Here is an 11,944-nt window from a genome sequence, read left to right as displayed (position 1 = left end):
GCAGTTGGTCACACGGTGGTCTTAAAAAATCAATATAACCATAGCATGGAGCAAAAAATGTCTAGACCACACTTATTTAAATCGTTAAAAATAATTGTTCCCCTCCTTACTTCAATGGCTTTACTAATGTGTTTTGATGCTTGGGCTGAATGTAAAGATACACGTGAGATGTACCAAGAATTAAAAGGCAACAATTTATTGCAGTCAAACACGAATTTCAATTTGATGATTTCATCAATTCCAGCAGGCGACGGAAATATAATAAGTGGGATAACGATAATATCTGAAGTGAAATCCACATTGCAAATTATGTCATCTCTTATTGTTTTTGTTGGATTCCCACTTGTTCTAAAGAATGCAGAAGACCGTCGAATGGCTTCACTTGTTCTTGGGCAGCAAGCACAATTTGCAATTGAATCGTTTGAAGCAAGTACTAAGGTTATTAATATCAATTTAGTTAAAATGACCAATCAGTCACTAATTCAACAGGCTATCATTAGCAGAGACGCCATCGTCAATTTACGCAGTACTTTGATGAAACACTGCACATAAAGCCAGGTGGCGGGTGCAACCCGCGCTGCTTAATTGCCTGACGGGCTTTCCTTAATTTTTTGTTTGTCCAGAGCACATCAAGCGCATGAACAAGAGAATCAAGCTTCGGCGCGGGTTGCACCTGCCCTTGTTGGATAAGCATGGGCGTATCGCTGCGGCGTTGGCGCAGTGAGCTTGTATCAGGGAGTATTTTTAAGGGCGCACATCCTATATGCGCAAACTGCCATGTTTTTGCTGATACTGGCAGGAGTATATGGAAGCTAGCCAGAATTTATTGGTGACAGAATAGCGAATGTGATAATCTCGTGCTCCCAATATATTTATTGTTTGAGGTGATCCATGCAGACTAACATCGGGCATTCTCGTTTGCCGCAAGCTAAGCTTAAACTTAAGCGCACTGCCAGCACGCTCTTGGTGAACCTGCTAGGCTCGTTCTGTTTCATCAGCGCCAGTTTCGCTAGTCATGCCGAGCACGAACATGGCACCGCGGCCGCCAAAGCAGAACCGCAGCAGGCTTGTTGCAGCAAAATGGCTGGCATGAGTAATAGCAAGGCTGAGCAACATTTTAAGACGCTCAAGCAAAATTTTCTCACTGCGCTGTGGCGGCAAGATCCGGATACGGCGATGGCGGCTGGTAAATTTAGCGATGCTGCTAAATTGTCTATCCCAAATCAAATTGCGCGCGAGAGCAGTCTGCAGTTCTCCGATTATTGGTTGCAGCAATTAGGCAAAATCAATGCCGAGCAATTGGCTCCCAAAGAGCAGACCGATCTGGTCTTGATGCGTAATTATCTGAACGCTAACCGTTGGTATTTGAGCGAGTTCCGCGAGTTTGAGTGGAACCCTAGTCTCTACAATATTGGTGGCGGTTTTGATGCGGTGCTCAATACCGAGTACGCGCCTGTTGTGGCGCGCTTGCGTCTGGCGATACAGCGTTTGCAAGGCGTGCCGGCATATTATGCGGCGGCGCGTGCCAGTATTAAAAATCCTACGCCAGAACACACACGTCTGGCGATTGCCCAAAGTGGCGGTGCCTTGAGCGTGCTGGCTGATCTGGAAAAACTGGGCAAGGCGCAAAAACTCACTAGTAAGGAGCAGGGCTTGCTGCAAGTGGGCTTAGTGCATGCACGCGCTGCGGTGGATGACTATGTGCGCTTTTTGACGGACGTAGAAAAAAATCTGGATACGAAGACCGCACATTCCTTCCGTATTGGCAAGCAATTGTATGAGGGTAAATTTGCCGCCGATATTCAGTCTAGCCTGAGTGCCGAGCAAACCTATCAGCGTGCTCTCGCCAGCAAAGAGACGGCGCATCAGAACATGGAGAAACTGGCAGATCAGTTGTGGGCCAGCAGCATGGGGGATCTCGCCAAACCGGCCGAGCCTGCCAAAAAAATCGCCATGGTGATCAATAAACTCTCAGAGCGGCATGTGCAGGCCAAGGATTTGTATACCGAGATCAGAGCGCAATTACCGGTTTTGCAAAACTGGATACGCGAGCATGATCTGGTGGAGCTAGACCCAAAACGGCCACTGGTGGTGCGCGAGACACCCGAATATCAGCGCGGTGTGTCGGTGGCTTCGATAGAAGCGCCGGGCATTTTCCGGCCTCAGGATAAAACCTATTACAACGTCACACCGCTCATAGGTCGCCCGGCTGAGCAGATCGAGAGCACGCTGCGCGAATACAATTACTGGGTCTTGCAGATCTTAAATATTCATGAGGCGATTCCTGGTCATTATGTGCAACTCCAGCATGCGAATAAATCGCCATCGGTGATCAAAACCTTGTTCGGTAACGGTGCCATGATCGAAGGCTGGGCCGTGTACAGCGAGCGCATGATGCTCGAATCTGGCTATGGCGGCAATACGCCCGAGATGTGGCTGATGTATTACAAATGGAATCTGCGCGCGGTCTGCAATACTATCCTCGATTACAGTGTGCATGTGCTGGGCATGAGCGAGGCTGAGGCGAAAGATTTTCTGATGAATCAAGCCTTCCAGACTCAGGCCGAAGCCGATGGAAAATGGCAGCGCGTGCAATACACCTCGGTGCAGTTGACCAGCTATTTCAGCGGCTACAGCGAGATTTTGGCCTTACGTGAAGAGCTCAAACAACAACTGGGCGAGAAATTTAATCTCAAGCAGTTTCATGAGGAATTTCTGAGCTACGGCAGTGCGCCGGTGGGCATGATACGGCAGCTGATGTTGAAGAAATAATTGCCTTCGATAGCATCAAACATCGATTCATCAGGCAATTAAAAAGCGCTGAAACGCAGTAATGCGTTCAGCGCTTTTTTTGTGGTTCTGGTCTTAGGTCTTTAGCCTTTAGCTTAGAACTTTGCCTTAGGCCTTATTGCCAAACATATGAGAAAACTGCTGCAGTAAATCAGCTGGGTTGATGCTGCCTGCATCGGGCAATTGCCCGTTTGGTGAGAGCTTGTCGATGATGCCTGGTAGCATTTCAGCGAGGTGATTGGCAGTCTCGCCATGCGAGAGACCGACCGCTTCGGCCAGTTGGCCCAATTGATCGCTGCCTAAGGCGCTTTGTAATTGCTCGGCGGAGACCGGGTGATTGGCGCCGTTGCCTAGCCAGCTACTCACCGCGTCGCCCAAGCCGGCGTTTTGCAGAGTGCCGATCAGGCCTTGTAAGCCGCCACCTTGTTGACCACCGTTATTGTTCAGAAACCCCATTGCCGCCTGCAGCAACATCATTTTAGGGTCGCCACCCTGATTTTGATTGCCTGCCAACATGCCTAATGCCGTGTCTAAGAGACTCATGATAGTCCGATCAAAATGAAATGAATAAACGTGAATAAAAGTAAAGCTAATTAAATATTACTTCAAAACTCAAAAGACAATTGTGAACTTTGTATGAATTTCTGGCTTTGGCGTTTTAATCTCGCTAGCGCAGCGGCTGGCAAAGTAATCAAATTTTTGAAGGCATGCCCGCAGGCGCAATAGGCATGCGGGTTTCCAGCCTATCTGGTCTGCAGGCCGCATAGACTATGCGCGTTGGCAGGGCGGGCAAAGTGGCGCAGACTACATGCCGCCCCAGGCCGCATTGAGCATGGCGATCGCGGCCAGGCCTGCGGTCTCGGTGCGTAAGATGCGCGGCCCCATAGACAGCGCCAGCGCGCCCTGAGAAATGGCCAGCTGTTCTTCCGCTTCAGAAAAGCCGCCTTCAGGTCCTATCATCAGGCTTACTGCTTGCGGCGGGTGATGACGCGCCCAATCGGCGAGCGAGCTGTCTGCCCGTGGCGATAATAAAATGCGTTTATGTAGGTCTTGCTGGGCCAGCCATTTCTGCACGTCAATCAGATCACTGAGGTGCGCCAGACGATTGCGTCCGCATTGTTCGGTGGCAGAGTTGATTACGCCTTGCCAGTGCGCCAATTTTTTCTCGGCACGTTCATTTGACAAGCGCACCACACAGCGCTGTGCGGATAAGGGCTGGATCGCGCCGGCACCAAGTTCTATGGCTTTTTCTATGATCCAATCCATCTTCGAGCCTTCTGGCAAGGCTTGCGCTAGTGTCAGGGCATACGGCAGTTCGACTTCTTGGGGTAAAAATACTTTGACTTCGGCACTTGCCTGTTTCTTGCTGATACTGGCGAGTGTGGCAACGTAGGCGCCGCCTTCACCGTTAAATAATTGTATGCTGTCGCCGACTTCCAGGCGCAAGACAAACACATGGTGGGCGAGGGTGTCGGGCAGATCGACCAGAGCGCCGATAGACAAAGGCAGGGGGCAATAAAAGCGAGGCATAACAAAGACCAAAATAAGAAGGACGGGTAAGGGGCTTTAGCCAAATATGCGGATGGCCGCTAGGTTTGAGCTTGGTATGAAATACATGTTGCTGCGATTATACGACCAGTTTTAAGAACTTAGAGGGAGGCAGGTTTTTATAGGCTTGAAATTGTGACTCGCCTGCATTGCTACTGATAAAGTGCAAAAAGGCGTCAACTGGTATTGGTTTGCTGAATAGATAGCCTTGTATGGTGTCGCAACCGAGCGCGCATAAGGCGCTCAGTTGCAGTTCGGTTTCGACGCCTTCGGCCACGACTTCGAGCTGTAAACCATGCGCCATAGTGATAATCGCTTTGCAAATCGCATAGGCATCGGCCTGCGAACCTAGACCGTCGATAAAGGCTTTATCAATTTTTAAGGTGTCGATAGGCAAGCGCGTCAAATAGGCAAAAGAAGAATAGCCGGTGCCAAAATCGTCGATAGAAAGCCGCACTCCCAAATGTTTTATTTCCTGCAGTCGCAGTATCATTTTTTCAGCGTTGTCCATGACGGCGCTTTCCGTGACTTCTAACTCTATCTCATCAGGGCTCACGCCCGTGGCGGCCAAAACGCGCTTGACTGTGTCAAATAAAGTGCCACGTACTAATTGGATCACGGAAACGTTGATCGATATCAGTAATTTAGGCACGCCTGCGGCACGCATTGCTGCCAGTTGCTGGCAGGCTTGTTCGAATACCCAATTGCCGACTTCTTCTATGAGGCCAGTGTCTTCCAAAATTGGGATGAATTCGCTTGGGCAAACTACCCCATGCTGGGGGCTGGTCCAGCGTAATAGCACTTCGGCTCCCTTGCAGGCACCACTAGCCGTGGCGATTTTTGCTTGAAATACTAAAGAGAATTCTTGGTTGTGGATGGCTGTGCGTAAGCTCGTTTCTAAGGCTAGCCTACGCGCAATGGTCTTTGCCATGTCGGCGTGAAACACGGTGTAAGTATTGCGTCCTTCACTCTTTGAAACATACATGGCGGAATCGGCATATTGAATTAACTCCCCTATATTTTCAGTATCTTTAGGGTAGCTGCTGATACCTATCGATAGCGTCACCACGACTTCGGCCAGATCGATATAGAGGGGGCGTATGAAGGCGGAAAGGAGTGCCTCTGCATATTCTTCCAGTGGTCTTTGCTGGTCTTTTACTAAGGGTAAGATGACGGTAAATTCGTCTCCGCCTAAACGCGAGACCAATGCATGATCGGGCAGGTGATCGACCAAGCGATGGGCAGTCTGATTCAGTACCCGGTCGCCAAACTGATGTCCTAGCGAGTCATTGATGTTTTTAAATCGATCCAGATCGATAAAAAATAAGCCTACTTTATCAAATTCTAGCGGTACTTTTTCTATGGCATTTTGTAGCAAGCTGCTGAAATGAGTGCGATTGGGCAGCCCAGTTAAATCGTCCATTTGCGCCATGCGCCGCAATTCTTCTTCGCCTAATTTTCTTTCATTGATATTGCGCAGAGTTCCCGTCACCCGCAAAGCTTCGCCGTTGTCGCGCTGTTCGACCACTTGACCACGATCTAAAATCCACAGCCACTTGCCCGATTTGCTGCGCAGCCGGTATTCGGCGCGATAGTATTTACTCTGGCCTGATAAGATTAAGGCCATCGATTTTGACATCTCAGCTAAATCATCGGGATGAACCAGCGCGGCAAATGCTTCCTGGTTATTCTTAATTTCTCCGTCGCTGTAGCCAAGAAAACCAAGACCGGCACGAAATACCGTCGCTTTAGAAATATTCCAATCCCATAAAGCGTTATCAGAGCCGCGTAAGGCCAGACGCATACGTTGTTCGGATTCAAAAATGCGGGTGTTATATTCTTCCCTTTCTTTCGCCAGACGCATGCGGCGCCGCACGACCAGAAACGTCAATAAAGCAAAGGCTATTGCATATAAAAAATAGGCCAGCGGTGTGCGCCAGAATGGCGGAGTGACGACGATAGCAAGGCGTAATTTTTTCTTGCTGAAGCTACCATCGCTACCACTGCCTTCCACTTCAAGTACGTAGTTGCCATACGGCAGGCGGGTATAGCTAGCTTGTGCTTGCGTTCCGGTTTCCTGCCATTGGTCACCGTAACCTAGTAAGCGGTAACGATAGTGATTAAACTCAGGTGCTTCGTAGTCGAGCAGGGCAAATTCTACTCGCAGCCGATTCACGCTATAGGGAATGGTCAGGCTGCTTGGCGCAGGGTGGCTCATTTGCTGCTGCCATTGATCATCGGTGCCATAACCCGTCAAGGTAACCGCCAGGCCTTTATCTAGGGTGCTACGTAGTGTCAGCGGTGAGATCAGCGCTAAGCCTTTAAATCCACCGAAATAGAGACTGCCGTCCTCGGTACGCATAGCCGCGCCGGTATTGTAGCCGCCACTTGGTAAGCCGTAACTATGACTGTATATTTGGCTGCGGAGCGTGCTGGGGTTAAAGTGAATAATGCCTTGGTCGCTACCTAGCCATAAGTCACCATAATTGTCTTCGATAATGTCGCGCAATTGTTGATAGGGAAAGCCATTGCGTACAGTAAAACGTTCAAACTGAGTATTTTTCAGATCGCCTGGGTTCGTCATGCGATTGAGTCCTGACGAGGTAAGCACCCATAGCTCGCCATTGCGCGAGCTTAGAGTTCCGAATACTTCATCGCTACTGAGGCTCTGGCGATTGTTAATGTCAAACCTAAATTGATGTGATTTTCCGGTCTGCGTGTCTAAGTGCCATAAGCCTTGGCCATGTGACACTATCCATAACTGATGCGGCCCTGCATCGCTGATCTGGAGGATGCGTCGCGCATCGATTTGATCTCTACCGGTTTGTGGTAAATTGTAGTTTTCAAAATCATCAGTTTCCTTTCTATAGCGTAGTAAACCACCCACGCTGCCTAGCCAGAGTGTCCCTTGCCTATCTTTGTGCACGGTGAATAAGGCAGAGTGGATGGCATTGGGCTGATACGGATTAATTGCATAGAGTTTAGCCTTGGATTGTTGATCCCAATGTATCAGTCCGCTAAGACTAGCTAGCCATAAATCACTGTTTTCATCATAAGTATGACTACGGATGTTTAAGTTGGTATTGAATGGGGTATTGAATGGAGTATTAGCGGATGCCTTACTTACTTCAAGTGCATGCAGTAGTCGTGGGGTGAGGTCGCTCATAGTCTTGGCGTCAGCCGACAGATGCCGCAGACCACCCGAGCAGGCTGACATGAGCACGCCACCCTGTTGGGCTGGGCTCAAATGGCAATAATCATCGCCTGGCCAGAGCATATTTTCTTCGCTGCTTGCTACCCTGCGGCTCAACCCCGTATTGCGCAGATTGGCACGCATCACTCCTATGCTGCCGGTGCCTGCCCATAGTTGATCATCGCCATCAATATAGAGACTCAGCAAAGTCACTGTAGCTCGGTTGCCGATATCGTAAGGGGAAGAGGGAAATAGCTCGGTTTTTCCCGTATTAGTGTCGTAGCTAGCTAACTCCCGGTTGTTATAGACCATCCATAAACGCCCCTGGTTGTCCCATTGGCTGAGGGAGATTTTATTTAATTTTTCACCTGCAGTGAGGGCTATCTTTTCCAGTTGATCGAGCTTGTTGCTAAGTTTGTAGAGCCTGTTATTGGTGGTCAGCCAAATGCCATCTCTTATGCTCACGCCAACTACGCGGTCAATCTTACTTAAATCGAATAGTCTATTAGCCTGAGCGTTTGGGCTAAACGCGATAGACATAAGCCCAGTGTTTTGGATGTAAATCAATCGTTGATTTACATGGTCAATTGCAAGTGCGCGTACATGCGCAGTGTCGGCATCCGATGGTTCAGAAGTAAATTTTGTGAATTGACTAGTTTTGATGTCGAAGCGCAATAATTCACTGCCGCCACCTAGCCACAGATGACCGCGTTGATCTGCCACGATACGATTTGGTGTGTGACGCGTGCGCTTGGCTCCATTGAGTATGATAGGGAAGTGCTCAAAACTACCGTTGCCGAGTAGATGATGGATGCTTCCTTCTACACCTATGCACCAAATGCCGCTCTCATCCTCGGTAATCGCCAAGATGGTGCTACTGCCGAGGGAATTTGGAGCGTCAGGATCATTGGGGAAGTTAATGATACGTTGTCCATCGTAGCGAAATAGCCCTGAACTAGCACCGAACCACATAAAACCGTGTCTATCTTTTACGCTGGAATAAATGGCAGTGTTGTTGATCTCATCAAGTCCGACAATATTTTGAAAACCAGGTCCAGCAGCAAAAGCCGATGGCGAGAACAGCAGGAGTGAACAAAGCCAATGAAATAAACTTGTACGCAGAAACGTAAGGATAGAGGTGAAGGACTTATGCATCAGTCAAAGCAAAGTAAGTTGAAGTCTTTCTGAAAATCGAAATTGGGCTATCCGATCTTGAGCTATTCAAAAAAATCCTTAGCTTTAAGTGGGACTGCGTCTGCTCGTTTTTTTTCAATGGCATCATCTGTTTGACTTTTTTCTACTGAGGTCTTTGCAGTAAGCGAATTTGATCTTGCTGATTGATAGTTAGTGCGCTAAAGCAGATGCGGGTGCAAAAAAATAAAATTATTTTGTGCCTCAGAATTTCGCCCCTGATTTAAGTTCAGGCTTTGTAGCGTGACGGATTTTGACATACAAGTTTTCATTCATGCAAGTTTCATTTTTTTGTAATTGAATTACGCAAAATTGCCCCAGCTAGGCGCAGCGTCGAAGACGGTACGCTAGTAGGGCAAGACGCGTGCAACAACGCTGGGGCGGTTTTGTGTAAGTCCTATGTAAATAAATACAAATTTTAAGCGGTCGACTCATCTATGCATCTATCGCCCCGCGTGGTGCAAGCTTGCGGCAATTGCCGTAATTGCGCTGTGCTCTGGTAAAATAGACGGTTTTGCGAACCTTGCTAGGTTTGCAGTGCATTATTCTTCATTTTTTCGACTTTTTGACCTTACTCATCTACTCGCCATGATTTCATCTACTCCCTCAGCCGTTACCACTAAGATGGCCAACGCGATTCGCGCCTTGTCTATGGATGCCGTACAGAAGGCCAATTCCGGTCATCCGGGTGCGCCTATGGGGATGGCGGAGATCGCCGTTGCTTTGTGGGCGGGGCATTATCGCCACAATCCGGCTAATCCAAAATGGATCAATCGCGACCGTTTTGTGCTCTCGAATGGGCATGGCTCGATGTTGCATTACTCGCTGTTGCATCTCACAGGTTACGACCTGAGCATGGATGAGATTCGCAATTTCCGCCAGTTGCATTCCAAAACTGCCGGTCATCCAGAAGTGCATGTTACGCCTGGCGTAGAAACCACGACGGGTCCTTTGGGACAAGGTATCACCAATGCGGTGGGTATGGCACTGGCAGAGAAGTTGCTGGCGGCAGAATTTAATCAAGACGGTGTGAATGTGGTCGATCACCGCACTTACGCCTTCATGGGCGATGGTTGCCTGATGGAAGGTATTTCGCATGAAGCCTGTTCTCTGGCCGGCACCCTGCAACTGAATAAACTGACGGCTTTCTGGGACGATAACGGTATTTCTATCGATGGTCATGTTGAAGGCTGGTTTACCGACGATACCCCTAAGCGTTTTGAAGCGTATGGCTGGAACGTGATTCGTGCTGTAGATGGGCATGATGTGGCAGCCGTCAACCGCGCCATCGCTGCGGCAAAAACTTCCGACAAACCGACCTTGATCTGCTGCCGTACCGTCATCGGTAAGGGTTCCCCAAATATGCAAGGTACGCACAATGTGCACGGTGCTGCTTTGGGTGATAAAGAGATCGCGGCAGTGCGTGCCAATATTGATTGGGCCTATCCACCGTTTGAAGTTCCAGCGGATGTGTATAGCGCCTGGGATGCTAAGGCGAACGGTGCCAAATTAGAAGCCGAATGGAATGCCACGTTTCAGCAATATTCTCAACAATTTCCGCAGCAAGCAGCAGAATTGACGCGCCGCATGAAGGGCGATTTGCCAGCTAATTTTGACGAGGTGCTGCAAAACGCTATCGCTGCCTGCGTAGAGAAAAAAGAAAACATTGCCACTCGTAAAGCGAGCCAAAATGCGATTCAGGCGTTTGCGCCATCGCTGCCAGAATTTCTCGGCGGTTCGGCCGATCTGACTGGTTCTAACCTGACTAACTGGAAAGAATGCGTCGCAGTGCGTGCCAATCAAGCCGGTAATCACATCAACTATGGTGTGCGTGAATTCGGTATGAGCGCGATCATGAATGGTATTGCTCTGCACGGCGGCTATATTCCGTTCGGTGCAACCTTTTTGACTTTCTCCGACTACAGCCGCAATGCAATCCGCATGGCTGCCTTGATGAAAATCCGTACGCTTTTCGTGTTCACGCATGACTCTATCGGTTTGGGCGAAGATGGTCCTACCCATCAGTCGGTTGAACACATTTCTAGCATGCGTCTGATCCCGAATCTGGATAACTGGCGTCCTTGCGACACGGTTGAGTCGGCTGCGGCCTGGGGCTTTGCGGTGAAGCGCAATGATGGCCCATCGACCTTGATTTTCTCGCGTCAAAATCTGCCTTACCAAGAACGTAGTACTCAGCAAATCGCGGATATTTCACGTGGTGGCTATATCTTGCAAGACGTAGCCGATGCCAAAGCGGTCTTGATCGCTACCGGTTCGGAAATCGAATTGGCAGTGAAAGCAGCGGCTGAACTGGCGCAGCAGGGTATCGCGGTACGCATAGTCTCTATGCCATGTACCGATGTGTTTGATCGTCAGGATGTTGCTTACAAGATGGCGGTATTGGGCAAGGGCTTGCCACGTGTCGCGATAGAAGCTGGTGTTAGCGATATCTGGTACAAATATGTGGGTCTGGAAGGTGCGGTGGTTGGTATCGATACTTTCGGTGAATCAGCTCCTGCCGGCGTTTTGTTTAAGTACTTCGGTTTCACGGTTGAGAATGTGGTCGCCAAAGTTAACGCTGTGCTGGCATAAGCGTTGATGAACGACTCTATGAGCGAACCTATGAGCAGCATCAAAGAGGTCAGCCTGCGTCGTGCTACTGTGGCAGACGCAGAGTCTATCGCCAAGGTGCGCATAGAAAGCTGGTTGGCATGCTATCGCGGGATTATTCCTGACAGCTATCTGGATGAGATGAAGCTGGAAGACAGCGTACTGCACTGGCGCACCATACTCGAAGCGCTGGCAGTGGCTGGCGAAAGAATTTGTGTGTTTGTGGCTGAGAGTGAAGGGCAGATTATCGGTTTTGCCTCTGGCATGTTATTGCCTGAGTCTAAGCTGGGTATTGAGGCCGAATTGACCGCTTTGTATTTGCGCCCAGCCTGGCAGCGTTCTGGCATAGGCCGACGTATGTTGCAAAAAGTGGCGAAAGTATTCCAAGCACAAGGCGTTAATAATTTGTTGGCTTGGGTTATTTCGGATAACGCTGCAGCGAGAAATTTTTACGAAGATCTGGGCGGCGCTTTATTGCGTGAGCAAGATTTCAATTGGGATGGTTTGGAGTTGAAAGAAGCAGCTTACGGCTGGAAGGATTTATCGATTTTGATGGCATCAGTCCACGCCTTGCCTACTTCTTTGGCTTTGCATTAAGTTTTTGTGTTCTAT

Annotated in this window: 7 protein-coding genes; 4 read left to right on the top strand and 3 right to left on the bottom strand. The window is 49.1% G+C overall.

Going from position 1 to position 11,944, the window contains the following annotated elements; translation table 11 throughout:
• Window positions 1-57 precede the first annotated feature (57 nt).
• Both EJN92_RS21110 and EJN92_RS21105 read left to right on the top strand, forming a co-directional pair.
• The gene (locus tag EJN92_RS21110; RefSeq protein ID WP_126129639.1) at window positions 58-552 is read left to right on the top strand and encodes a hypothetical protein; all 495 of its coding nucleotides are present in this window, start codon (window positions 58-60) and stop codon (window positions 550-552) included.
• Between the two features lie 339 nt (window positions 553-891).
• The gene (locus EJN92_RS21105; RefSeq protein WP_126129638.1) at window positions 892-2,772 is read left to right on the top strand and encodes a DUF885 domain-containing protein; all 1,881 of its coding nucleotides are present in this window, start codon (window positions 892-894) and stop codon (window positions 2,770-2,772) included.
• 126 nt (window positions 2,773-2,898) lie between these two features.
• Here the strand turns inward: EJN92_RS21105 and EJN92_RS21100 are convergent, their stop codons facing one another.
• The 3 genes from EJN92_RS21100 to EJN92_RS21090 form a co-directional block, all read right to left on the bottom strand.
• Window positions 2,899-3,333: a YidB family protein gene (locus tag EJN92_RS21100; RefSeq protein WP_126129637.1), complete on the bottom strand. Its 435-nt coding sequence runs from the start codon at window positions 3,331-3,333 to the stop codon at window positions 2,899-2,901.
• Between the two features lie 261 nt (window positions 3,334-3,594).
• Window positions 3,595-4,320: a 16S rRNA (uracil(1498)-N(3))-methyltransferase gene (locus EJN92_RS21095; protein WP_126129636.1), complete on the bottom strand. Its 726-nt coding sequence runs from the start codon at window positions 4,318-4,320 to the stop codon at window positions 3,595-3,597.
• 97 nt (window positions 4,321-4,417) lie between these two features.
• Window positions 4,418-8,686, bottom strand: a complete 4,269-nt coding sequence (locus EJN92_RS21090; RefSeq protein WP_126129635.1) for an EAL domain-containing protein — start codon at window positions 8,684-8,686, stop codon at window positions 4,418-4,420.
• Between the two features lie 624 nt (window positions 8,687-9,310).
• Between EJN92_RS21090 and tkt the strand changes: the two genes are divergently transcribed.
• Both tkt and EJN92_RS21080 read left to right on the top strand, forming a co-directional pair.
• A complete protein-coding gene (gene tkt, locus EJN92_RS21085) occupies window positions 9,311-11,314 on the top strand; it encodes a transketolase (RefSeq protein WP_126129634.1) in 2,004 nt (667 codons plus the stop codon).
• Between the two features lie 18 nt (window positions 11,315-11,332).
• A complete protein-coding gene (locus EJN92_RS21080; protein WP_126129633.1) occupies window positions 11,333-11,929 on the top strand; it encodes a GNAT family N-acetyltransferase in 597 nt (198 codons plus the stop codon).
• Window positions 11,930-11,944 lie beyond the last annotated feature (15 nt).

Origin of the sequence: Undibacterium parvum, assembly GCF_003955735.1 — a bacterium.
In the GTDB taxonomy this organism is placed as follows: Bacteria; Pseudomonadota; Gammaproteobacteria; order Burkholderiales; family Burkholderiaceae_D; genus Undibacterium; species Undibacterium parvum.
This window is presented reverse-complemented; position numbering and strand designations above follow the sequence as displayed.